The organism is Polynucleobacter sp. es-MAR-4 (assembly GCF_018882055.1).
GTDB lineage: Bacteria > Pseudomonadota > Gammaproteobacteria > Burkholderiales > Burkholderiaceae > Polynucleobacter.
Map to the genome: position 1 here is coordinate 379,207 of NZ_JACVPF010000001.1, position 23,670 is coordinate 402,876.

Annotated in this window: 19 protein-coding genes; 14 read left to right on the forward strand and 5 right to left on the reverse strand. The window is 46.5% G+C overall.

The window, feature by feature from the left end:
• Positions 1–11 precede the first annotated feature (11 nt).
• The 9 genes from ICN16_RS01915 to ICN16_RS01955 all read left to right on the forward strand — a co-directional run bounded on the left by ICN16_RS01915 (position 12) and on the right by ICN16_RS01955 (position 8,462).
• Entirely contained in the window at positions 12–1,325 is a 1,314-nt protein-coding gene (locus ICN16_RS01915; protein ID WP_216133352.1) for a replication-associated recombination protein A, read from the forward strand.
• The gene (locus ICN16_RS01920; protein ID WP_255533557.1) at positions 1,322–1,963 is read left to right on the forward strand and encodes a 2-hydroxychromene-2-carboxylate isomerase; all 642 of its coding nucleotides are present in this window, start codon (positions 1,322–1,324) and stop codon (positions 1,961–1,963) included. Before ICN16_RS01915 ends, ICN16_RS01920 begins: the two co-directional genes overlap by 4 nt.
• Positions 1,964–2,015: 52 nt before the next feature.
• A complete protein-coding gene (locus tag ICN16_RS01925; protein WP_216133353.1) occupies positions 2,016–2,591 on the forward strand; it encodes a peptidylprolyl isomerase in 576 nt (191 codons plus the stop codon).
• A gap of 36 nt (positions 2,592–2,627) precedes the next feature.
• Positions 2,628–4,454: a bifunctional chorismate-binding protein/class IV aminotransferase gene (locus ICN16_RS01930; protein ID WP_216133354.1), complete on the forward strand. Its 1,827-nt coding sequence runs from the start codon at positions 2,628–2,630 to the stop codon at positions 4,452–4,454.
• A gap of 9 nt (positions 4,455–4,463) precedes the next feature.
• Entirely contained in the window at positions 4,464–5,024 is a 561-nt protein-coding gene (locus ICN16_RS01935) for an NUDIX hydrolase (RefSeq protein ID WP_216133355.1), read from the forward strand.
• 13 nt (positions 5,025–5,037) lie between these two features.
• Positions 5,038–5,775, forward strand: a complete 738-nt coding sequence (gene aat / locus ICN16_RS01940; protein ID WP_216135589.1) for a leucyl/phenylalanyl-tRNA--protein transferase — start codon at positions 5,038–5,040, stop codon at positions 5,773–5,775.
• On the forward strand, positions 5,772–6,518 hold the full coding sequence (locus ICN16_RS01945; RefSeq protein ID WP_216133356.1) for an arginyltransferase: 747 nt from the start codon (positions 5,772–5,774) through the stop codon (positions 6,516–6,518). Before aat ends, ICN16_RS01945 begins: the two co-directional genes overlap by 4 nt.
• A 9-nt stretch (positions 6,519–6,527) precedes the next feature.
• Positions 6,528–7,562, forward strand: a complete 1,035-nt coding sequence (locus tag ICN16_RS01950) for a quinone-dependent dihydroorotate dehydrogenase (RefSeq protein ID WP_216133357.1) — start codon at positions 6,528–6,530, stop codon at positions 7,560–7,562.
• 81 nt (positions 7,563–7,643) lie between these two features.
• A complete protein-coding gene (locus ICN16_RS01955; protein ID WP_216861859.1) occupies positions 7,644–8,462 on the forward strand; it encodes an IclR family transcriptional regulator in 819 nt (272 codons plus the stop codon).
• Positions 8,463–8,477: 15 nt separating this feature from the next.
• Here ICN16_RS01955 and ICN16_RS01960 read toward each other — a convergent pair whose 3' ends face one another.
• The gene (locus ICN16_RS01960) at positions 8,478–9,518 is read right to left on the reverse strand and encodes a serine hydrolase (protein WP_216133358.1); all 1,041 of its coding nucleotides are present in this window, start codon (positions 9,516–9,518) and stop codon (positions 8,478–8,480) included.
• Between the two features lie 102 nt (positions 9,519–9,620).
• Positions 9,621–10,508: a DMT family transporter gene (locus tag ICN16_RS01965; protein WP_216133359.1), complete on the reverse strand. Its 888-nt coding sequence runs from the start codon at positions 10,506–10,508 to the stop codon at positions 9,621–9,623.
• Positions 10,509–10,711: 203 nt separating this feature from the next.
• On the opposite strand from ICN16_RS01965, the gene phaP reads away from it, so the two are divergent.
• A complete protein-coding gene (gene phaP, locus ICN16_RS01970; RefSeq protein ID WP_216133360.1) occupies positions 10,712–11,278 on the forward strand; it encodes a phasin family protein in 567 nt (188 codons plus the stop codon).
• Positions 11,279–11,376: 98 nt separating this feature from the next.
• Here phaP and lpdA read toward each other — a convergent pair whose 3' ends face one another.
• From lpdA to aceE, 3 genes are read right to left on the reverse strand one after another with little or no spacing between them, the layout of a single operon-like run.
• On the reverse strand, positions 11,377–13,167 hold the full coding sequence (lpdA, locus tag ICN16_RS01975; protein WP_216133363.1) for a dihydrolipoyl dehydrogenase: 1,791 nt from the start codon (positions 13,165–13,167) through the stop codon (positions 11,377–11,379).
• Positions 13,168–13,176: 9 nt separating this feature from the next.
• A complete protein-coding gene (aceF, locus tag ICN16_RS01980) occupies positions 13,177–14,490 on the reverse strand; it encodes a dihydrolipoyllysine-residue acetyltransferase (protein WP_216133365.1) in 1,314 nt (437 codons plus the stop codon).
• A gap of 13 nt (positions 14,491–14,503) precedes the next feature.
• A complete protein-coding gene (gene aceE, locus ICN16_RS01985) occupies positions 14,504–17,200 on the reverse strand; it encodes a pyruvate dehydrogenase (acetyl-transferring), homodimeric type (RefSeq protein WP_216133367.1) in 2,697 nt (898 codons plus the stop codon).
• Positions 17,201–17,403: 203 nt separating this feature from the next.
• On the opposite strand from aceE, the gene ICN16_RS01990 reads away from it, so the two are divergent.
• The 4 genes from ICN16_RS01990 to ICN16_RS02005 all read left to right on the forward strand — a co-directional run bounded on the left by ICN16_RS01990 (position 17,404) and on the right by ICN16_RS02005 (position 23,666).
• A complete protein-coding gene (locus tag ICN16_RS01990) occupies positions 17,404–19,914 on the forward strand; it encodes a PAS domain-containing sensor histidine kinase (protein WP_216133375.1) in 2,511 nt (836 codons plus the stop codon).
• A gap of 36 nt (positions 19,915–19,950) precedes the next feature.
• A complete protein-coding gene (locus ICN16_RS01995; protein WP_216133377.1) occupies positions 19,951–20,598 on the forward strand; it encodes a response regulator transcription factor in 648 nt (215 codons plus the stop codon).
• Between the two features lie 6 nt (positions 20,599–20,604).
• Positions 20,605–21,465 (forward strand): bifunctional methylenetetrahydrofolate dehydrogenase/methenyltetrahydrofolate cyclohydrolase FolD, encoded by an 861-nt coding sequence (gene folD / locus ICN16_RS02000; RefSeq protein WP_015421211.1) that lies wholly within the window; start codon positions 20,605–20,607, stop codon positions 21,463–21,465.
• Between the two features lie 68 nt (positions 21,466–21,533).
• A complete protein-coding gene (locus ICN16_RS02005; RefSeq protein WP_216133379.1) occupies positions 21,534–23,666 on the forward strand; it encodes a M3 family metallopeptidase in 2,133 nt (710 codons plus the stop codon).
• Positions 23,667–23,670: the final 4 nt, after the last annotated feature.

Genomic DNA, 23,670 nt, shown 5'->3' on the forward strand with positions numbered 1-23,670 from the left:
TCAGTCTTTATATGGGCAATCTATTTGATCAAGCGCCTCCGCCACCCTTGGCCGAAGCCTTGCGCCCAAAGACCATTGAAGAAGTCATTGGGCAAACGCATCTATTAACTAGCGGCAAGCCACTCAATCTTGCTTTTGCCTCTGGTAAACCGCACTCAATGATTTTGTGGGGTCCACCAGGCGTTGGTAAGACCACACTGGCAAGACTTTCAGCAAAGGCTTTTGATAGAGAGTTCATTGCAATATCAGCTGTTCTAGCAGGTGTTAAAGAAATTCGCGAGGCAATTGAGCGGGCTCAGCAGAGTATGTCTCAATACGGCAGGCAAACAATTTTGTTTGTAGATGAGATTCACCGCTTCAACAAAAGCCAACAAGATGCCTTGTTGCCACATGTTGAGTCTGGATTATTTACATTTATTGGCGCGACAACAGAAAACCCCTCATTTGAGGTGAACTCCGCCCTACTCTCACGTGCACAAGTCTATGTACTTAAATCATTAAGCGTCATAGAGCTTAAGCAATTATTTGATCGTGCGCGCGAATATGCAATGCCGGATGTTACGTTTGAAGCAGCTGCTATTGACAACCTAATCTCCTATGCTGATGGCGATGCCAGACGACTGCTCAATTTGGTAGAGCAAGTACGCAATGCGGTTACCACCCCAAACTCCAACATGAAGAATGTTGATCAGCAGTTCATAGAGAATGCTTTGACAGTTCAGGCTCGTCGCTTTGATAAAGGCGGCGATCATTTTTATGATCAAATTTCTGCACTGCATAAATCTGTACGAGGCTCTAATCCAGATGCGGCCTTGTATTGGTTTTGCCGAATGCTTGATGGTGGTGCTGACCCCCGCTATCTCGCTCGAAGGATCATCCGCATGGCCTGGGAAGACGTTGGTCTTGCCGATCCAAGAGCCATGCAGTTAGCAAATGATGCGGCACAAACTTTTGAGCGGCTAGGTTCGCCCGAAGGTGAATTGGCGCTTGGACAAGCGGTTGTTTATTTGGCGATTGCAGCTAAAAGCAATGCAAGCTACAAAGCATATAACGCAGCAAGAGCCTATGTTGCCAATGACCAAAGTAAGCCAGTACCCAATCATTTGCGTAATGCTCCAACCAAGCTAATGAAAGAACTAGGTCACGGCAAAGAGTACCGCTATGCACACGATGAGCCTCATGGCTATGCCGCTGGAGAGTCCTACCTGCCAGAAGGAATGGCGGAGCCGCATTGGTATGAGCCCGTTGATCGCGGGCTAGAAAGCCAGATCGCAGAAAAAATGGTCTTTTTACGCAAACTAGATGAGGAGTCTAATAAAAAATGATGTTGGATCAAATCAGCGCTAAGCCAATAAAAGGTACGCTCTATTACGACATCATTTCTCCGTTCTCGTATTTCTATATCAAGCAACGTCATCGAATTGATAGCCGCGTTGATATACAGCCGGTTCCGATCTTGCTCGGCGGCCTATTTAGAGCAACCGATAACCGTGGACCTGGCGAGATTGAAGCTAAGCGCCCTCATACCTACCAATACTGTGTATGGCTCGCTGAGAAGTTAGGACTGCCATTTCGCTTTCCAGAGCATCACCCTTTTCTTACGGTGGCAGCGCAGCGTCTGCTTGTTCAGGAAGATGCCCAATGGGAAATGGTTGAGCGAGCCTTTGAATATGTCTGGGTAGAAGGTAAAGACCCCAACTTATCTTGGCCAGACTTCTGTCAATACCTTGGCTTGTCAGCAAATACTCCAAAGCCGGATGGTCCAGAGATCAAAGCAAGACTCATCAGCAATACAGAGAAGGCGAAAGCTGACGGTGCATTTGGTGTGCCCACCCTAGTGATTAATTCCCATGCATTTTGGGGGCTTGATACGATAGATTGGGCTCTGGATTATCTAGATAGGCCAAAGATGTTTCATGAGGCGGCCTATCAGTATGCGGGTCAAGTGCCATCGGGCCTTTGAGCAATACAATCAGATATCCCCTACTTTTACTAGTTTTTTAAGGACCCTCGTCATGCGCAAAATCATTGCATCCCTATTCCTAATCACTAGCTTGATTGCTAGCGCCAATAGCTTTGCCGGACCTAAGGTGGAATTTAAAACCACGATGGGTAGTTTTGTTGTGGAGTTAGATTCCATCAAGGCACCAAAAACCACTGCCAACTTTTTAAACTATGTAAATAGTGGTTTTTATAATGGCACCATTTTTCACCGAGTAATTGACGGTTTCATGATCCAGGGTGGAGGCTTTACTCCTGACCTAGTACAAAAACCCACTAATGCACCGGTTGCTTCAGAAGCTCAAAATGGCCTGAAGAATCAAACTTATACGATTGCTATGGCACGTACTTCAGATCCTGATTCAGCGACAGCCCAGTTCTTTATCAACGTTAAAGACAATGAAGGCTTAAATTATCCTAACGCCATGGGCAATGGATATACGGTATTCGGTAAAGTAATTTCTGGAACTCAAACGATTGATGCCATTCGAAAAATTCCCACCATGGTTGCTTCAGCACCAAAAATGGGGCGCATGACAGATGTTCCTAGCAAGACAGTCACGATTGAATCTGCTACTGTCCTCAAGTAATCCCAAAAGCCTATTTAAACTCTGACGGTCAATAGCATGATCTTGTTAGATGATGCTCAAAGCACTCAGGCTAAGCCCAGCAGCCGCCTCTATGAGAAAGTGCTTCAGAGTTGGGCCGCCTACCCGCAGCCTAGCGATTTGGAGACTATTGCTCAAGTAGATCAATGCCTTCACAGCATCAATGAGGCCCTCGCCAACGGAGAATATGTTGTCGCTACATTTGCTTATGAATTAGGTCTCTACATTCATCGAATTAAACGGCATGTACGCCCTGAAAGTAAATCTCATCCATTAATACAGGCTTGGTCTTTCAAATCGTATGAGAGCCTAAGCAAAGAAGATGTAGATGCTCTTATTCAGAATCGCATTAACACTCTAAACTCTGATTCGAAAGTTGCGGGAGTTGCAAACCTTCATCTTTCCATTAATAAACAGCAGTTCACCTCTGATATTGACACCATCCAAGAGTACATTCGGAGTGGCGACACATATCAAATTAATCACACCTTTAGGATTACGGGCGAAAGCTACGGCGACCCACTTTCACTCTACGCAAGATTAAGAAGTAGACAACCAGGGCGATTTGGGGCATACATTTCTGAAGACTCAAGTTGTATCTTGTCGCAATCACCTGAATTATTTATTCAGAAACAAGGCGGCACTTTGAAAGCGATGCCGATGAAAGGTACTGCTAGTGCATTAATTGATTCAGCAGAACACTTATCAGCAGATGCCAAGAATCAAGCTGAGAATGTCATGATTGTTGATTTATTGCGCAACGATCTCAGTCGACTCGCATTACCAGGAACTGTGACAGTCCCTCAACTTTTTGAGGTTGCTCAATATGGCGATGTGCTGCAAATGACATCCACAGTGCAGGCCAAGATCAGGCCTGGGATTGACCTGCGTGATGTACTTAATGCCGTCTTTCCCTGCGGGTCGGTAACTGGCGCCCCAAAGAAGCGCAGCATGGAGATCATCCAAGAATTAGAGTCCCAAGAGCGTGGCTACTATTGTGGTGCGCTGGGATGGTTGGATCCCAATGGAGATTTTGCGTTTAGTGTTCCCATTCGTACCCTGGAAATTGATCGCAACATGAAGACCCATGCCACCCCATTTACACTAGGAATCGGTGCTGGAATTACGATTGATTCTGAGGCCAGTCAAGAGTGGGAAGAATGTGAAATCAAGGCGGCCTTCTTAAGTAAGATGCCTAGCGAGGTAGGATTATTTGAAACGATTTTAGTTCGGCACGGTAAAGCTCAAAACCTACAGCTCCACTTAACTCGTATTGGCGAATCAGCTCTAGCACTGGGCATCCCCCACTCTATGATTGATATAAGCAAGGCTATTGAAAATGCTTGCGAAAATGTCTCTAGCGATATCGACTACCGCTTGCGATTGGATGTAGATCATTCAGGTAATCCCAGCTACCAAACATCACCAATTAATCCATTGCCTGCATCAGTACAGATTTTTTGGGCAAGTGACATTCTTCCGCATCCGAGTAAGGCAACTCTTTACTCCGGAAATGTATTACTAAGACATAAAGTCAGTAGTCGACACCTCTACGATCAGGCATGGAGACTTGCAGAAGATCGCGGTGGTTTTGATGCCCTATTTATTAATGAGCAAGGCTATGTTACCGAGGGCGGAAGAAGTAGTATTTTTATTAAATCTGGGGATCGCTGGCTTACGCCACCCGTTTCCGCCGGCCTGCTACCGGGAGTTATGCGATCTATTATCTTGAATGATCCGCAATGGAATGCCCATGAGACTAACATTACTATTGATGATGTTCAAAATGCGAAAGAGATTATGCTTAGCAATGCATTACGTGGCATCATCCCTGCCCATTTTTAGAAAGCCCGCATGAAGTTTTGCTCGCAGTGCGCTGCACCTATTAGCATCAAGATTCCTGCGGATGATTCGCGGGAACGCCACGTATGCGACTCCTGTGGAGTTATTCATTATTTCAATCCACGGAATGTAGTTGGCAGTATTCCCGTCTTTGGCGACCAAGTCTTATTGTGTCGTCGCGCCATAGAACCAAGACATGGTTATTGGACTCTGCCGGCTGGATTTATGGAGCTTGGAGAGAGCACCAGTACTGGAGCAGCTCGTGAAACTCAAGAGGAAGCGGGTGCCATTGTTCAAATTGGCCCACTGTATTCGCTACTCAATGTTCCTCATGCAGAGCAAGTGCATCTTTTCTATCTTGCCACGATGACTTCACCAGACTTTCATGCTGGAGAAGAAAGTCTAGAGGTTGCACTATTTAATGAGCAAGATATTCCATGGAAAGAGATAGCTTTTCCAACGGTTAAACAAACTCTAGAGTGGTTCTTTGCCGATCGCGCTGCAGGCATATTTGATTCTGGCCATGAGTTTGGTGTCCGCAGTAGAGATATTCTGCCCACAGAAAAAATTTAGTCGTCAAAAGTTCATGAGCAATATCAACTGGCTTGGCTCACAGGATGAATTTCCCAATCCAATAGATTCTCCAGACCCTGATCCGAGTGTGCCGGGCTTAATTGCAGTGAGTGAACGGATTTATCCAGGGCAACTTGCACGAGCCTACCAGATGGGAATATTTCCATGGTACTCAGATAATCAACCGGTGCTTTGGTGGTCACCCAACCCCCGAATGGTGTTGAAGCCTACTCACTTTAAATGCCATGACTCACTCAAGAAAACGATTCGTCAATTTGTAACAGATCCACAAAAATACATCTGCGTTGATGCTGATTTTGGAGCGGTGGTTCGCTCATGCGCAACGGCTAGACGGAAAGATCAGGACGGTACTTGGATCACGCATGAAATCGTAGATGCTTACACACAACTACATGAACAAGGTCATGCTCACAGCATTGCAATAATCGACAATGGTCGCCTGGTGGGTGGCCTCTACTGCGTAGCTTTTGGTGGGATGGTTTTTGGAGAATCCATGTTTAGCCACCAATCCGATGCATCCAAGATTGCCTTAGCTGCACTGGCTGCCTGGTGCAATGAACATCAAGTAGAGATGATCGACTGCCAACAAGAGACCGCACACCTGGATTCTTTGGGGGCGGCGCCAATTGCTCGTGATGAATTTTTAGCACGTCTGCAAATTGTGCTGAAGCAAACTAATATAGAGATTCCTTGGAAATTTGATAAAGCAATTCTGCGTCACTGGTTATGACCCAACTTAAAGAACTTCCTATAACTGAGCTTCAGTTCTACGCAACAGCGCCTTATCCTTGCAGCTATTTACCAGGCCGAACCGCACGCTCTCAGGTAGCAACGCCCTCACACCTCATTCATGCAGATCTATATGGTGAATTAGTCAACGCAGGCTTTCGTCGCAGCGGTTTATATACGTATAGACCTTATTGCAATGAATGTAATGCCTGTACTGCTACCCGCATTCCCGTAAAAGACTTTGCACCAAATCGTAGTCAGAAACGGTCCTGGAAAAAACATGCTGGCCTAGAAGCTCGCGTACTAAATCTTGGCTATCAAGAAGAACACTTCGAACTTTACCAACACTACCAAAATGAGCGCCATGCTGGTGGAGATAAGGATCAAGATGGCCAAGACCAATACATGCAGTTTCTATTGCAAAGTCGAGTGAACTCTAGAATCGTTGAATTTCGTGATGGTCCGCATGACACTCACCCTGGGCGCTTGCGGATGGTGAGCATGATTGACATCCTAGAACAAGGCATCTCCTCTGTTTACACCTTCTTTGATACCAGTAATGCCTCCGCAAGCTACGGTAGCTTTAGCATCCTCTGGCAAATTCAGCAGGCCCTGGAACTGGATCTTCCCTTCCTCTATCTTGGCTACTACATTCAGGATAGTGAAAAAATGGCCTATAAAGCCAAGTTTCAGCCCATTGAAGGATTAATAGATGATCATTGGCAGCCCATCGTTGGGCCATAATATCTACCCATGATTGATAGTTACCCTCTTCTGCGCCCCTGGTTGTTTTCCTTAGACCCAGAACAAGCCCATAATCTCACCCTGAGCAATCTAGATCGCGCTGAGCGCTGGGGTTTATTACGCCACCTAGTTGAGCAGCCAGCCGCTGATCCACGACACTTATGCGGCATCACTTTCCCAAACCCTGTTGGTCTTGCTGCAGGCCTTGATAAAGATGGCCGACATATTGATGCACTAGGCGCGCTTGGTTTTGGTTTCTTAGAAATTGGTACTGTCACCCCGAAACCTCAACCCGGCAATCCAAAACCCCGCATGTTTCGTTTACCTCAAGCACAGGCCATCATCAATCGCATGGGATTTAATAACGACGGCGTCGACGCATGCGTCAAGCGCGTTCGAAATTCCGCTTATTGGCAAAATGGTGGCGTTGTTGGTTTAAATATCGGTAAGAACGCGAGCACCCCAATCGAAAATGCTGCTAGCGACTACGTTGCGGCTATGGAAGCGGTATACGAGGTGGCCTCATATATCACCGTAAACATCTCCTCCCCGAATACCCAGAATTTGCGCGCTCTTCAAGGCGAAGATATGCTGCGATCTTTGCTTGGCTCTCTACATTTAGCCCGTGAAGCACTCAGTGATCGGTACGGTGTTCGTAAGCCCCTCTTTTTAAAAATAGCGCCCGACCTGGATCAAAACGATATCAAACTCATTGCAGATCTCTTACTTGAATTTAAGATTGATGCAATCATCGCAACCAATACAACGATTGCTCGCGACGCCGTTCAAGGGCTCGAGTTTGGACAAGAAGCCGGTGGCTTATCTGGCGCTCCTGTTCGCATGACTTCCACTGAAGTAGTGAAGAGTCTTAAACAGTTTTTAGGCGACACAATTCCGATTATTGGCGTAGGCGGCATTCTTTCCGGCTTGGACGCTCAGGAGAAAGTCGCTGCTGGGGCAAGCCTTGTCCAGCTGTATAGCGGTCTAATTTATCGTGGCCCAAAATTGATCGCTGAGTGTGCGAGTGCGCTAAAGGCTAGCTAACTAGACCTCAGCAGCACCTTTTGGCATTGAAGCTGTATTTCATATTGTGCAATTTCGGCAAAAATCGCTACAATTGACCTCATGAGCACAAGTAAACCTGAAAAAGTGGCAAAAGTACCTGGTGAGGCTGGCAAAACCGCCATCCAGGTGGTTGAGCGCATGATGAACTTACTTGACGCATTGGCCACTCACGAAGAGTCTGCCAGCCTTAAAAATCTTGCTGAAGAGACAGATTTACACCCCTCTACAGCCCACCGCATTCTCAATGATTTAGTTGCCTGCCGCTTAGTTGAACGTGGCGATGGTGGCACCTATAGACTAGGCCTCAAGCTCCTTGAGCTTGGAAATTTAGTCAAGGCTCGCCTATCAGTGCGCGAGGCTGCCCAAGCACCAATGCGCGCTCTACATAAGTTAACAGGTGAAACAATCAACTTATCCGTTAGGCAAGGTGACGAGATTGTCTACATTGATCGGGCTTATAGCGAGCGCTCTGGTATGCAAGTGGTTCGTGCTATTGGTGGACGTGCACCCCTACACCTCACATCAGTGGGTAAGCTTTTTTTAGCAAGTGATGATCCCAGTCAGGTCCGTGCTTATGTCACACGTACTGGTTTGGCTGGACACACTAGAAATAGTATTACGGATCTAGGGAAACTAGATTCAGAACTCAGTCAGGTACGCAAATTAGGTCACGCGCGTGACAATGAAGAATTAGAACTAGGGGTAAGTTGTGTTGCTGCAGAGATTTTTGATGACAGCGGAAAGCTAGTTGCAGGACTTTCACTAAGCTCTCCAACCGACCGCATTCAAGCGGATTGGTTGAAGCTCTTACAAGATACCGCCATACAGATTTCCAAGGGAATGGGCTACAAACCCAAAGCTAGCGAAAATAATTCCTAGCGGCTGAAGCCGCAATTACATTAAGCGACGAATTGCATGAGGCTCGCCTGAGGGCATGCGCTCATACCAATCTCGCACCCTAACCGCATCAGCGAAACGCGATTGCGTGCCTACCGAGTCAAGAAAAACCAACAACAAAGGCGTGTTGTTTACTCTAGCCTGCATAACCAAACACTTACCAGCCGCATTGATAAAGCCTGTTTTTTGTAGGCCGATATTCATATCACCGGCGCGGACTAAGCGATTGGTATTGAGAAATTTCTGAGGGCGTTTTGCAATCACCATCGTTAAATCTGGCCAAGTCGAAAATTCACGAATCATTTTGTACTGATAAGCAGCACTTAGCATGCGAGCAAGATCTTCAGCTGAAGCCACATTTTCACTCTTTAAACCAGTGGGGTCAGCGAAGTGAGAATGCGTCATACCAATCTCTTTTGCCTTGCGATTCATGGCATCGATAAAGGCTGGAATGCCGCCAGGATAATTTCGTCCAAGGGTATACGCCGCACGATTCTCTGAGGACATTAAGGCCAATAACAAAGCCTCTTCTCTCGTTAAGACCGTTCCACCTGCAAGGCGAGAGGTCCTATAAATATTGACGTCTTCAGGATTAATAACAATCGTTTCATCAAGAGGTAATTTAGAGTCAAGCACCACCATCGCCGTCATGAGCTTGGTGATGGATGCAATCGGCAAACTGACTGAAGAGTTTTTCTCAAAATATACTTCTTTGGTATCTTGATTCACAACCATGGCTACGCTAGATTTCAAACTAAGGTCGTCATGCTGGCCGCGCAATCCCAACGCAGTAGCGAATGAAGGTCTTGCTGCTACAACAGGCTCGCTTGTGCGGGTGACTGTGGTTCGCACTGCTTTAGATTTCTTGGGAGATTTAGCCGCCTTCTTTACCTCTACCTTGGCAGCAGTCTTAGTCGAAGATTTAGATGACTTCGTAGTTTTGGGGTCTTTATTGCTTGAACTTGCTTGAGCAGAAGTGGCTACGCCAACTGACATGAGGCCAACTAGCACAATAAGCCAAAATCGATTCAAATGCATCCCCAAATACCTTCCAAAACTGTAAACATACCGAATGATAAATAACTTTTGATCTTATGCGCCAATTATTGTCCGCACAAGCAAGCTAGCGATAGTGATGCCTTATTCAGCAATCGTAGCAACAACCCTTGTCTGACCCCGATTGACCAGTATCACACCAGTCATTGTTAGTAATAAGCCCCCTGCCATCATCAAGGTAAAAGGCTCATCAAATAAAAACCACGCCATCACTGCAGTAGTTGGCGGGGTTAGGTACAAAAGGCTCGTTACTTTAGTTGCAGCCCCTTTACGAATCATCATAAAGAGCAAGCTGATTGATCCAATCGAGAGTGGAAAAATTGCCCAGAGTAAGGCGCCGATAACAGAGGCATTCCACACCATGACTCCAGACTCAAAGTAATACATGCAAATAAAACAAAGGACAGCGGAGACACCGAACTGAATTGATGATCCTGCACGAAGATCGAACACTGGGCAGAATTTCTTCTGATAGAGCGTTCCAAATGTAATGGAGAGTAATGCTGCAAAAGCCAGTACATAGCTAAATAGCGGAATGTGTGCGAAGCCGATTTTCTCTGCCACCACCAATGCCACACCAGCAAAACCAAAGCCCAAGCCAATCCATTGGCGACCAGTTACCTTTTCAGAAACCCATGCTGCAAACCAGGCGGTCAAAATTGGCTGCAGGCCTACAATAATCGCGACCAAGCCAGCAGTCATTCCCAGTCGAACAGCAAACCAAACTCCCAGTAAGTAACCAAACTGGAGCAATATCCCCGCTACAGCAATATGCTTCATTTGAGCCCAGCTTGGCCAGCTGATCTTCCAGATGAGACTCAGACATGCCATGGCCATCAAGACCCCCGCAAAACGCCAAAACAAGAATGTGGCAGGCTCGACATAAGGCATGGCTAGACGTGCAATGACAAAGCCCGTACTCCAGATCAATACAAATAGCGGTGCAATTAGGCTGTCTAGCTTCAATCTCATGGATAACTTATTGAAAATATGGAGTTTTTTGTTACTTCTTGATTTTAGGCCTTTTTTATTCCGCTCCACCCCATTGGGAAGATGAACAGTATTTATGTTGCACCGCACCATAAATACTGTAAAATCGATCCTAAATAAATTGACATCGACAAGATAAAGCTCATAGTGAGCAATGACATCGGGTCCATCAGAAAGGGATTGAAATGAACTTAACGCCAGAACAAATTGCAGCAGCGCAAAAGGCCAATTTAGAAACTCTGAGTGGACTAACCAATCAGGCGCTGCAAAGTATTGAGAAGTTAGTAGAACTCAACATGCATATCGCTAAGCAAAGCCTGGGTGAAAGCATGAGCAGCGCAAAAAAAGCCTTAGAAGTAAAAGACATTCAGCAACTACTCGCCCATCAAGCTGAAGCTGTTCAGCCAATGGCAGAAAAAATCATGGCTTACAGCCGTCATCTCTATGAGTTGGCCCATGAAACTCAAGCTAGCTTCACCAAATCCGCTGAAAAAGAATTTCAGGCGGGACAAAAGAAGATTAATTCCTTAGTAGAGGATTGGACAAAGAATGCTCCAGCTGGATCAGATGCTGCAGTGAATGCAATGAAACAGGCAATTGCTTCTGCAACCAACGTGTTTGAAACTAGCCAAAAGGCGGTCAAACATGCTGTTGAAGTGGCTCAATCTAATTTGAACAACGCTACTAGCTCAGTTGAGAAAACAATCAAATCAAGCAGTAAGCCTGCAAGTAAAACTGGCAAGAAAAAGTAAACTCTTTTCGACAGTCTATTATTTTTTTGTAACAGTAGAAATAAAAAGCCCCGATCTCTCGGGGCTTTTTCTTATCAAGCAATTTCACAGGCTACTTTTTAGTGCGCCTTCTTTTTGACCGGCGGTAAATCAGTACAGTGACCATGGGCAGCCTCAGCAGCTAAGCCAACTGACTCACCCAAGGTTGGATGTGGATGAATTGTTTTACCAATATCTACGGCATCAGCACCCATCTCAATCGCAAGACACACTTCACCAATTAAATCGCCAGCATGAGTGCCTACAATACCGCCGCCAATAATGCGCTTTGTTGTGGCATCGAAAATAAGTTTAGTGAAGCCTTCGTCACGACCGTTAGCAATCGCCCTGCCGCTGGCAGCCCAAGGAAATAATCCCTTTTCATAGGCGATTCCTTTGGCCTTGCACTGCTCTTCCGTTAAGCCAGCCCATGCCACCTCTGGATCGGTGTATGCGACAGATGGAATCTGCTTAGCATCAAAGTAAGATTTTTCACCAGCGGCAACTTCAGCTGCAACGTGACCTTCATGCACTGCCTTATGAGCAAGCATAGGTTGACCAACGATATCGCCAATAGCAAAGATGTTATTCACATTGGTGCGCATTTGATTGTCGACCGGGATAAAGCCACGCTCATCGACGATCACCCCTGCAGCAGATGCATCAATCTTCTTGCCGTTGGGTGTGCGCCCTACTGCAACCAATACCAAGTCATAAGTCTGCGGCTCTGATGGCGCATTTTCACCTTCAAAGCTAACCTGGATGCCATCGGCTCTTACTTCAGCTTTAGATGCGCGAGTCTTAAGCATGATCTTTTCAAAACGACCAGCATTAAATTTCTCCCAAACCTTTTCTAAATCACGATCTGCCCCGGCCATGAGGCCATCCATCATTTCAGCAATATCAATACGAGAGCCTAAGGTGCTGTAAACGGTAGCCATCTCAAGACCAATAATGCCGCCGCCAATCACTAACATGCGCTTTGGAATGCTCTTGAGTAATAAAGCCCCGGTACTGTCCACAATACGTGGATCTTCTGGCAAGAATGGTAATTTGACCGGTTGACTTCCGGCTGCAATGATTGCCTTCTGAAAACGCACTACTTCCTTCTGACCGGCTAGATCTTGGCCATCACCTTTGGTGATCTCAACTTCAACATGATTCGCATCTAAGAAACGACCCAGTCCACGTACCACGGTCACTTTACGTGCCTTGGCCATGCCAGCCAATCCACCTGTCAACTTGGCAATAACAGAATCTTTGTAACCACGTAGTTGATCAATTTCAATTTTTGGAGCGCCATAACTAATGCCATGTTTAGACATTGTCTTCACCTCATCCATCACTGAAGTTGTATGAAGCAAAGCCTTTGATGGAATGCAACCGACATTTAAACAAACTCCGCCTAATGTCGAATAACGCTCTACCAAAATAGTATTCATACCGAGATCAGCACTTCGGAATGCGGCACTATAGCCTCCAGGACCAGCGCCTAATACGAGCACTTCGCAATCGTGATCAACTTTGCCGCTGTATTGGCCGGCAATCGGCGCATTCATTACCGGCGGCGCCACTGGGGCTGGCGCTGGAGATGGTATTGCCGTAGGTGCTGATGCTTGAGATGCAGCAGCTGCCCCTGTTTCAATTTCAGCAACTACACTACCCTTGCCGACTTTATCTCCGGCTTTAACGGAAATACTCAGGATAGTTCCAGCAGCATCAGCTGGAACCTCCATGGTTGCTTTGTCAGATTCCAGAACGAGTAAGGGCTGCTCTTTTTCAATAACATCGCCTACCTTGATGAGTACCTCAATCACTGGCACATCTGAATAGTCGCCAATATCTGGTACGAGAATAATTTGCTTAGCCATATCTTCTCCTTATAGCGCTGCGCGACGGAAGTCGGACATCAGCTGAGCGATATAGACATTGAAACGAGTTGCCAAAGCACCATCAATGACACGATGGTCGGCACTTAAAGACAATGGGCAAATTAAGCGTGGGACAAATTGCTTTCCATCCCAAACAGGCTTCATCGCAGCCTTGCTTACACCCAAGATTGCCACCTCCGGCGCATTCACAATGGGTGAGAAATAGGTACCGCCAATACCACCTAAAGAGGAGATCGTAAAACTAGCGCCCTGCATTTGCTCAGGCTTTAACTTGCCATCACGCGCTAATGCAGCTAACTCTGAAGTTTCGCGAGCAAGCTCAAAGATACCTTTTTTATCTGCATCACGAATCACCGGAACTACCAAGCCATTTGGTGTATCAGCAGCAAAAGCAATATTGAAGTATTTCTTCAATACCAAGTCGTCGCCATCAATAGAGCTATTGAATTCAGGGAATTTCTTAAGCGCAGCAACAGCAGCCTTCATTAAAAAAGCCAACATCGTAATTTTGAGGCCCTGCTTTTCATTTTCTTTATTTGTGAGAACTCTAAATGCCTCAAGATCAGTAATGTCTGCATCTTCGTGATATGTCACAGCAGGAATCATCACCCAGTTACGACCTAGGTTGGCAGCAGTCAACTTCTTAATACGATTTAATGGTTGACGTTCCGTCTCACCAAATTTAGAGAAATCTACTTTTGGCCAAGGAATTAAGTTCAGGCCGCCTAAGCTGCCGCCAGAAGCATTCGATCCACTACCAGCTCCACCACTCATAGCGGCCTTTACAAAGGCCTGCACATCTTCCTGAGTAATTCTGCCTTTGGGACCAGAGCCTTTAACTTGATGAACTGCAACACCAAGCTCACGTGCAAATTTACGCACGGAGGGACTCGCATGACTTGCTGTTGGATCAATCTCTACCGGAGTATTGCTGATAGGTGGCGGTGCTGGGGCACGCACAATTGGCGGCTCTACTTTTGGAGCTGGGGCTGCAGCGGGGTCAGTTTTAACTGCTGCTGGGGCAGCGGTAGTTTGCGCAGCAGATGGAACAGCCGCCTCACCACTCTCCTCAAGAACCAAAACAATCGCACCCTCAGAGATAGAGTCACCTACTTTAACCTTGACCTCTTTCACCACACCTGAGTGTGATGAAGGAACATCCATCGTTGCCTTGTCTGATTCCAGGACAACAATGGATTGTTCTTTTTCAACGCGATCACCGGCTTTTACCAAAACCTCGATGACAGGTACATCTTTGTAATCCCCAATATCCGGGACTTTAATATCAATTAGTTGGCTCATAGTCTGTCTCTTATCAAACCGTCATTGGGTTTGGTTTAGTGATATCGATTTCATATTTCTTAATCGCTTCTGCTAACTTCTGACGATCAAGCTGGCCAGCATCTACCAGAGAACGCAAAGCTGTCAGCACGACCCAGCGACGATCTACCTCAAAGAAATCACGTAATTTTTCGCGAGTATCAGAACGACCAAAACCATCGGTACCCAATACTTCAAAACGACGACCCATATGCTGGATTGCTGGACGAATTTGCTCGGCAAACAAACGTACATAGTCAGTAGCAGCAATCACCGGTCCTGATGTATCTTTAAGACACTTTTCGACATGAGACAGGGTTGGCGCCGCAGTTGGGTTAAGCAAGTTATTACGATGAACCGCATTCCAATCTCGACCTAACTCAGTAAAGCTTGGGCAACCCCACAGATCAGAAGCAATACCCCAATCTTTATGCAAGATTTCAGCTGCTTCAATCACTTCACGGAAAATCGTGCCTGAACCTAAGAGCTGTACGCGTAATTTCGCATTGGCATCGCCAACCGACTTCAACTTATACATACCCTTGATGATGTCTTGTTCCGCACCCTTTGGCATTGCTGGATGAGCGTAGTTCTCATTCATCAAAGTGATGTAGTAATAGACATCTTCCTGTTCAGCTAGCATGCGACGCATACCATCCTGAATCACTACGGCCACTTCAAATGAGAATGAAGGGTCATAGCTGATGCAATTTGGAATAGCCGCACTCCACACTTGACTATGGCCATCTTCGTGCTGCAGACCTTCACCGTTCAGAGTAGTTCTACCGGCAGTGCCACCCAATAAGAAACCGCGGCTACGCATATCGCCGGCTGCCCAACAGAGGTCACCAATACGTTGGAAGCCAAACATGGAATAGAAGATGTAGAAAGGCAACATCGGTACGCCATGAGTAGAGTAAGAAGTTGCAGCAGCGATCCAATCGCACATACCGCCCGCTTCATTAATACCTTCCTGCAAAATCTGACCAGTCTTATCCTCTTTATAGAACATCAGTTGATCATGATCTTCTGGGGTGTAGAGCTGACCCAATTGATTCCAAATGCCGAGCTGGCGGAACATGCCTTCCATACCAAATGTACGGGACTCATCAGGAACAATCGGAACTACCCTCTTACCCAAAACTTTGTCGCGCACAATCGTATTGAGCATACGAACAAAAGCCATGGTGGTAGAGATTTCACGACCCTCTGAAGTTGCTTCCAATAATGGTGCAAATACATCCAGCGCAGGAACAGGCAAACTCTCAGCCTTCATTCGGCGCTGCGGTAAGTAACCACCCAGCTCTTGGCGACGGGCTTTCATGTAATCCAGCTCTGGGCTTCCATCGGCAAATTTCACCAAAGGCATTTCATCCAGTTGCTCATCTTTTACTGGGATCTCGAAACGATCGCGGAAGCGACGCACGTCATCGGCATTCATTTTCTTGGCTTGGTGGGCAATGTTCATCGCCTCGCCTGAACCACCCATACCGTAACCCTTAATAGTGTGGGCCAAAATAACAGTTGGTTGATTCTTGTGATTTACCGCCGAATGAAACGCTGCAAACACTTTATGGGGATCATGACCGCCACGATTGAGCTGCCAAATTTCTTCATCACTCCAATCGCTTACCAGCGACTTTAATTCAGGGGTATTGAATACGATCTCGCGAACGTAAGCGCCATTCTTAGCTTTCATGGTTTGGTACTCGCCATCCACGATTTCGCCTAGACGCTGCATCAAGATGCCTTTTTTATCGCGAGCAAACAAAGCATCCCAATGACCACCCCAAACAACTTTAATAACATTCCAACCAGCACCGCGGAACTCACTCTCGAGCTCCTGAATGATCTTGCCATTACCGCGCACAGGACCATCAAGGCGCTGCAAGTTACAGTTCACTACAAAAATCAGGTTGTCTAATTTTTCACGGCCGGCCATGCCAATAGCGCCAAGTGATTCTGGCTCATCAGTTTCACCGTCGCCGAGGAAGGCCCAGACTTTACGTCCTTCAGCCTTAATGAATCCGCGATCTTGCATGTAGCGCATGAATCGAGCTTGATAAATAGCCATGATTGGGCCAAGGCCCATAGATACCGTTGGGAATTGCCAGAAATCTGGCATCAACCATGGATGCGGGTAGCTGGAGATTCCTTTGCCGCCAACTTCTTGACGGAAATTATTCAACTGATCCTCGGACAGGCGACCAAGCATATAAGCACGGGCGTAGACACCTGGAGCTGAGTGACCCTGAACAAAGATCAGATCACCACCATGCTCTGGGGATGGCGCACGCCAAAAATGGTTGAAGCCTACATCATATAAAGTAGCTGCAGATTGAAACGAAGATATGTGGCCACCAACGTTGGTATCTTTATTAGCCCGCAAGACCATAGCCATAGCATTCCAACGGGTATATGAACGAATTCGATGTTCAACGTTTTGATCGCCAGGTAGACGCGCTTGCTGCTCTACTGGAATCGTATTGATATAGGGAGTTTCAGCATGGAATGGTTGATTGACTCCATTGACTCGCGCGTGTGAAATTTGTTGGTCAATAAGATAAGCGGCACGCTCAGGACCCTCATTCCGAATGACGCCGTCTAGCGCCTGCAACCACTCTTGGGTTTCACCCGGATCCGCATCCTGCTTACCTGCGCTACCCAAAATTTGATCTGGAACTGCTGCCATAAACTGCCTCCATTAGTCACATCGGTCTTATTTATTCACTCTATAGGCAATATTCTAGGAAGGTCTATGGGTGTAAACAAGCAATTTTCCACATAATGATAGTATTTCTCACTATGTGGTATTTTGTTGCATCGCAATCGAAAGCGAGCAACCAGTCAAAACACCTAGATAAACCCTTCTATCAGGCAAAATAGCCTGATTACATGAAAAAAACCGCGCATTACATCCGACAACTTAAGCCTGTGCAGTGGCTCCGTCGAATACGGGGATTTAAGCTTGTCTACACACCATTAATAGCAATCGTGCTGTTTACTGTAGTGATGGGCGTCATCATGGGCACCCTGCAGCTGCAGGAAAAGAGTCAACAAGAAGCTGCTCTATTTAGAGAGCTCTCATTCGCAAAACAACGCATCCAATTGCGTTTTGCAAATAACACCGATGTACTGCAATCCATTGGGCGAGACTATCTCGGTGCAGGAGACTCTGCGAAGTTAAAAGAGAATGTCATTATTCAGGCTGAAAATCTTCTGCAAAGCAATCATGAAATTGCACAAATCGTATGGATCAATGAAACATACCAGCGGCAATGGAAAATTCCGCCGGATAACCTAAAGACGGATTGGTTTAATAAAGTTAATAATGCAGGCGCAATCAATCAAGCGCTGAGAAAAACATTAGAGCTCAGCGCTGCAACCAATAGACCAGCCTTTAGCCAATTCATTTCACTTGAAGTACCGAATGATGAGGTGATCTCAAAAGAGATTCGCAATGTGTTTTGGCAGGCCGTACCTCAAATTTCTGGCACTGAAATTAAAGGCATGGTCGCTGTACTCTATACAACCCAGGGCTTACTGGAAATGATCCCAGGTGAACTCAAAGGTCAGTATCGATTCACATTAATCACTGATGACGATAAGGTATTGGCAATTTCTTCAGACAAAAATACGCCAAAGCGCGCATTTAGCAATCAAACCAGTCTTGATATTGGAGTGCTCAGTCCGAATCTAAGTCTGCGTATCGACACCTATCCTCCGCCCACCAACTTAACCTTCCGAATGCTCATTGGCGTTGTTCTAGGTTTGAGTGCATTCGTTATTTGGAGTCTATGGTCGGTACTGAAGCAGATGCAAGTTCGGCAAGAAGCCGAAGCGAATCTTCGAGCAGAGACCAATTTTCGTAGCGCAATGGAAAACTCGACTCCGGTCGGCATACGTGCGCACGATATGAATAAAACGATTACCTACGTTAACCCTGCCTTCTGCGAAATGACAGGCTGGTCAGCCCAAGAGCTCATTGGGCTCAGCCCCCCATTTGCCTTTTGGCCTGAGGATCAAAAGGGCGAGCTCACAGAGAAAATGAATCAGGCTCTCAAGCTCGCACTGAACCAAGATAAAAAGATTGGGGTTGAGGGTTCCATCCTGCACCGCAATGGATCCATTATTCAGACTCGAACTTTTATTTCACCCCTGATCAATGAAAAGGGTAAGCAAACAGGTTGGGTAACCTCCTTAATTGATATCTCTGAACCAAAAAAGATTCGCGAGGAGCTAGCCGCTTCACAAGAACGCTTCGTTACTGTTCTAGAAGGTTTGGATGCTGCAGTTTCAGTAGTCTCCAACGAAACAAGCGAATTACTGTTTGCCAATCGCTTTTATCGAGAGCGCTTTGGCAGTTCTGCTAAAGGCCATTTTGATTTAGCTGGTAGTGATAGCAAACAAAACACGATCCAAGCTCTTGCTGAGGGAGCTCCACCCTCCTCCCTTTACCAGGAAACAGAGTCTGAAGAAATTCAACTGCTTGATGAGTCTACCGGGACCACAAAATGGTACGAAGTCCGCAGACGTTTTGTGCCTTGGGTAGATGGTCATTTAGCGCAACTACTCATTGCCACCGATATTACGATTCGTATTGAAGCGGAAGATTTAGCTCGCCAGCAAGAAGAACGCATGCAATTTTCTAGTCGACTCACTACGATGGGTGAAATGGCATCTTCGTTGGCGCACGAATTAAACCAACCGCTCGCAGCGATTTCCAACTACTGCATGGGTGTTGCAAAACGCCTGCAAACTCACTTAGACCCCGTCATGCAGAAAGATATTCTGCCTGCATTAGAAAAAGCCTCCGAGCAAGCACATAGAGCTGGCACCATTATTCAACGCATTAAAGGTTTTGTTAAGCGCAGTGAGCCTCAAAGAAAATCTTGCGACATCACTGAAATTATTAATGATGCGGTTGGTTTAGTGGAAATCGAAGCACATCGACACCGGTTAAGCATCTCTACTGAAATTGCAGACAACCTACCAACAGTCGATGTTGATCCGGTCTTGATTCTGCAGGTCCTGGTCAACCTCCTCAAGAATTCCCTGGATAGTATGAGAGAGGTTTACCCCCTTTCTTCACGCTGGTCTGCCCCTCCAGTGCGCATTTCAGCCGATCTAGATACAAGCATCTTTCCCGCAATGCTACGCATCCAAGTGACAGATACGGGTGCCGGAATCGCAGAAACTGTCATTGAGCGCATGTTTGAGCCCTTTTTTAGCACCAAAAACGATGGTATGGGCATGGGGCTGAATATTTGCCGATCTGTGATCGAATCCCATCAGGGCCGCCTTTGGGCTAAAAATCAGATGGACGCAGAACATACCAAGCTATCGGGCTGCACCTTTACAATACTATTACCCCTAGAGCCTACAAGCTCAATGGCCAATGGTTAATTTATGCATTTTTTAGATTTATCTGCGAGAGCTAATATGAACATCAGTGCCGCCACCAAACCCAATCAAGCCGAAGTAGTTTATGTTGTAGACGACGACGAAGCAGTTCGCGACTCACTCACTTGGCTACTAGAAAGTAATGGCTATGTTGTTCGCTGTCACGCCAGCGCTGAGCGATTCTTGCAGTCACTTCAAAGCACCGATAAATCAACCATCTCCTGCGCCATCTTAGATGTCCGAATGTCAGGGATGTCTGGTCTTGAATTACAAGAGCGCTTGATTAGTGAAAACCTGCCAATGCCAGTTGCCTTTATTACTGGTCACGGCGATGTCTCGATGGCAGTGTCAACCATGAAACGCGGAGCAGTCGATTTCATTGAAAAGCCTTTTAAAGAAAATGATCTCTGCGGTTTAGTCGATCGCATGCTTGCAAAAGCGCGCATTGATTATTCTCAAGCAAGTCAACGCAAAATTACCCAAAGCCTTCTGAGCAAACTTACTGGTCGCGAGCGCCAAGTTCTTGAGCGCATTGTGGCAGGACGACTGAACAAACAGATTGCAGATGACCTTAGCATCTCCATCAAAACGGTAGAAGCGCACCGCGCCAATATTATGGAGAAGCTCAATGTAAATACTGTTGCTGATTTACTCCGTCTAGCACTCTCAGATCAACAACCCAATTAATTTCTTATGCCTGCACAGTTACTCGACGGCGTTGCCCTATCCAAAAAACTACGTACTGAAATTGCTGCACGCGGTGCAATCGTTACCGCCAAAGGTGTTAGACCCGGTTTAGCGGTAATTGTTGTTGGTGAAAATCCCGCGAGCCAGGTTTATGTCAGAAATAAGGTAAAAGCCTGCGAAGATGTTGGCTTCCACTCTGTACTCGAACGCTACTCAGCAGAGTTAGGTGAAGAGGAATTGCTTGCGCGCATTGCCACCCTAAACGCCGACCCTGCCATTCATGGAATCTTGGTGCAACTCCCCTTGCCTGAGCACATTGCGGCTGAACGTGTATTAGAAGCAATCGCCCCAGAAAAGGATGTTGATGGCTTTCACGTAGCCAATGCTGGCGCTCTCATGGTTGGTCAGCCAGAATTCAAGCCATGCACGCCCTATGGCTGCATGAAGATCCTAGAGAGTATTGAGTACCCCATCCGAGGCGCACGCGCAGTTATCGTAGGCGCATCCAATATTGTTGGTAAGCCAATGGCAATGCTATTACTGCAAGCAGGCGCCACAGTTACTATTTGCAACAGCAAGACTCGCGACTTAGCGCACCATACCAAAGATGCAGATATTTTGGTGGTTGCTACCGGCAAACCCAAAATGATTACTGGCGACATGGTGAAGAATGGCGCTGTTGTGATCGATGTAGGCATTAATCGTATGCCTGATGGCAAGCTTTGCGGTGATGTCGATTTTGATGCCGCTCAATATGTTGCCGGCTGGATAACTCCCGTTCCCGGTGGCGTAGGCCCTATGACCATCACTATGCTCCTCATGAACACACTTGAGGCGGCAGAAAAAGCAGCAAAGCCGTCTAACTAGCCCTTTACAACTTGGCGGCTATTGATATCTCAATAGCAAAAGTTGGCGTCGTCCAGTAAGCTATAGGGATGACTACATCAACACCTTTAAAGCCATCTGCTGAGCTGCAAAACAATCCATTAATTTCATTCGGAAGAGGCATTTGCTCCTATTCCGCAGTGAAGCCTGCAGACATTGCGCCTGCAATTGATTTTCTGCTAGCACGCGCGGAGAAATCCGTGACTCGTGCAGTCGATCCAAGAACTCCAGCAAGTTGGAATGAACTGCTTGAACCACTCGAGGACGCAACAGAATCTCTCAGTAGATCTTGGGGGGTTATCTCTCACCTGAATAGCGTTGCAGATACTCCTGAGCTGAGAGCAGCTTATGGCGAAATGATGCCTAAGGTAACTGCATTCTTCTCAAGCTTGGGGCAAAATCTAGCACTGTTTGATAAGTTCAAAGAACTTAAAGAAAGTCCTGGGTATGAAGCACTTTCCGCTGCACAGAAAAAAGTGATTGAAAACTCTTTAAGGGATTTTCGTCTTGGTGGCGCAGAGCTGAGTGATGGCGACAAACCTAGATTTGCTCAAATTCAGGATGAACAAGCTTTGTTAGGCAAAGCCTTCTCTGATCATGTTTTAGATGCAACCGATAGCTTTGTTCATGTCATTACCGATAAGGCAGAGTTAGTTGGCCTACCAGATGATGCCGTTGCTGCAGCCGCAGATACTGCTCAGCAGAAAGGTCTTGAGGGTTGGGCCTTTACCTTACACTTCCCCTCTTACTACCCAGTGATGCAGTATTCCGAGAATCGACCACTGCGCCGGCTGATGTATGAAGCTTACGTTACACGAGCTTCTGAATTAGCGCCCCAGTTTTCTAAAGGTAAATTAGATTGGGATAACACCGAAAATATGCTTGCGCAACTCAAACTGCGTGATGAAGAAGCGCAAATGCTCGGTTTTAAAAACTATGCAGCTCTAAGCTTAGCTCCCAAAATGGCTAGCAAAGTTGAGGAGGTTGACTTCTTCTTAACTAATTTTGCTCAAAAGGCGAAACCTTTTGCCCTGAAAGATTGGCGGGAACTTTCTGAGTTTGCCAAAACTGAATTAGCCATTAATGATGGATTGGAGCCATGGGATATTGCCTTTGCTTCTGAAAGACTAAAGCAAGAGCGCTACTCATTCTCCGAGAATGAACTCAAGCAATACTTCCCACTACCTCAAGTACTGGGCGGCCTCTTTCAGGTTATCCAAACTCTATTTGGCGTGAAGATTGAGCAAGCTGATTTGCCAACATGGCATACAGACGTTCAATCTTTTTCGGTTAAAAATACCAATAACCAGATTGTGGCCTACTTCTACCTCGACCCATATGCTCGCCCTGGTAAACGCGGAGGCGCTTGGATGGATGATGCGCGTGGCCGACGAGAATTGCCCAATGGAGAGATTCAGATTCCGGTGGCGTATTTAGTGTGCAATTTTGCTCCACCAGTAAAAGTTGATGGCGTATTACGGCAGCCAACCATTACGCATGATGATGTCATTACCCTCTTCCACGAGAGTGGTCATGGCTTACATCATCTCTTAACGCAAGTAAGCGCTTTAGGCGTATCTGGCATCAATGGCGTGGAATGGGATGCCGTCGAATTGCCAAGCCAGTTTATGGAAAACTTCTGCTGGGAATGGGAGGTTTTAGAAAAGATGACCGCCCACGCTGAAACTGGCAAGCCTCTCCCGAAGGAGTTATTTAACAAAATGCTCGCTGCAAAGAATTTCCAAAATGGCTACATGACACTACGTCAGGTTGTGATGTCATTAACCGATTGGCGTCTGCACGCTAATTTTGATGCGGCTAAAGCAAAAGGACAGGCTGTACTGGATCTGTCCAGAAGTATTGCAGATCAATTCAATGTCATTCCTCAACCAGCCATCTCCCGATGGATCAATACCTTTAGTCATATCTTTGCAGGAGGTTACGCAGCAGGTTACTACAGCTATAAATGGGCTGAAGTACTTTCTGCCGATGTTTACTCCGCATTTGAAGAAGCGGCAAAGCTGACGGGAAGTGTGCTGGATGAAAAAACTGGGGCTCGTTATCGCGAAGAAATCTTAGAGGTGGGCGGCAGTCGTCCGGCAGCCGAGTCCTTTAAGGCCTTTAGAGGTAGAGAGCCAAGTATTGACGCCCTACTTCGCCACGGCGGCCTAGTCACTCAATAAAGCA

Bases quoted from the DNA above. Each gene is read 5' to 3' on its own strand.
- aceF (WP_216133365.1), bottom strand. From the start codon at position 14,490: ATGAGCCAACTAATTGATATTAAAGTCCCGGATATTGGGGATTACAAA.
- ICN16_RS01995 (WP_216133377.1), top strand. From the start codon at position 19,951: ATGAACATCAGTGCCGCCACCAAACCCAATCAAGCCGAAGTAGTTTAT.
- ICN16_RS01960 (WP_216133358.1), bottom strand. From the start codon at position 9,518: ATGCATTTGAATCGATTTTGGCTTATTGTGCTAGTTGGCCTCATGTCA.
- ICN16_RS01950 (WP_216133357.1), top strand. From the start codon at position 6,528: ATGATTGATAGTTACCCTCTTCTGCGCCCCTGGTTGTTTTCCTTAGAC.
- ICN16_RS01935 (WP_216133355.1), top strand. From the start codon at position 4,464: ATGAAGTTTTGCTCGCAGTGCGCTGCACCTATTAGCATCAAGATTCCT.
- ICN16_RS01915 (WP_216133352.1), top strand. From the start codon at position 12: ATGGGCAATCTATTTGATCAAGCGCCTCCGCCACCCTTGGCCGAAGCC.
- ICN16_RS02005 (WP_216133379.1), top strand. From the start codon at position 21,534: ATGACTACATCAACACCTTTAAAGCCATCTGCTGAGCTGCAAAACAAT.
- ICN16_RS01965 (WP_216133359.1), bottom strand. From the start codon at position 10,508: ATGAGATTGAAGCTAGACAGCCTAATTGCACCGCTATTTGTATTGATC.
- aceE (WP_216133367.1), bottom strand. From the start codon at position 17,200: ATGGCAGCAGTTCCAGATCAAATTTTGGGTAGCGCAGGTAAGCAGGAT.
- ICN16_RS01925 (WP_216133353.1), top strand. From the start codon at position 2,016: ATGCGCAAAATCATTGCATCCCTATTCCTAATCACTAGCTTGATTGCT.
- ICN16_RS01930 (WP_216133354.1), top strand. From the start codon at position 2,628: ATGATCTTGTTAGATGATGCTCAAAGCACTCAGGCTAAGCCCAGCAGC.
- ICN16_RS01920 (WP_255533557.1), top strand. From the start codon at position 1,322: ATGATGTTGGATCAAATCAGCGCTAAGCCAATAAAAGGTACGCTCTAT.
- folD (WP_015421211.1), top strand. From the start codon at position 20,605: ATGCCTGCACAGTTACTCGACGGCGTTGCCCTATCCAAAAAACTACGT.
- aat (WP_216135589.1), top strand. From the start codon at position 5,038: ATGAGCAATATCAACTGGCTTGGCTCACAGGATGAATTTCCCAATCCA.
- ICN16_RS01955 (WP_216861859.1), top strand. From the start codon at position 7,644: ATGAGCACAAGTAAACCTGAAAAAGTGGCAAAAGTACCTGGTGAGGCT.
- ICN16_RS01945 (WP_216133356.1), top strand. From the start codon at position 5,772: ATGACCCAACTTAAAGAACTTCCTATAACTGAGCTTCAGTTCTACGCA.
- ICN16_RS01990 (WP_216133375.1), top strand. From the start codon at position 17,404: ATGAAAAAAACCGCGCATTACATCCGACAACTTAAGCCTGTGCAGTGG.
- phaP (WP_216133360.1), top strand. From the start codon at position 10,712: ATGAACTTAACGCCAGAACAAATTGCAGCAGCGCAAAAGGCCAATTTA.
- lpdA (WP_216133363.1), bottom strand. From the start codon at position 13,167: ATGGCTAAGCAAATTATTCTCGTACCAGATATTGGCGACTATTCAGAT.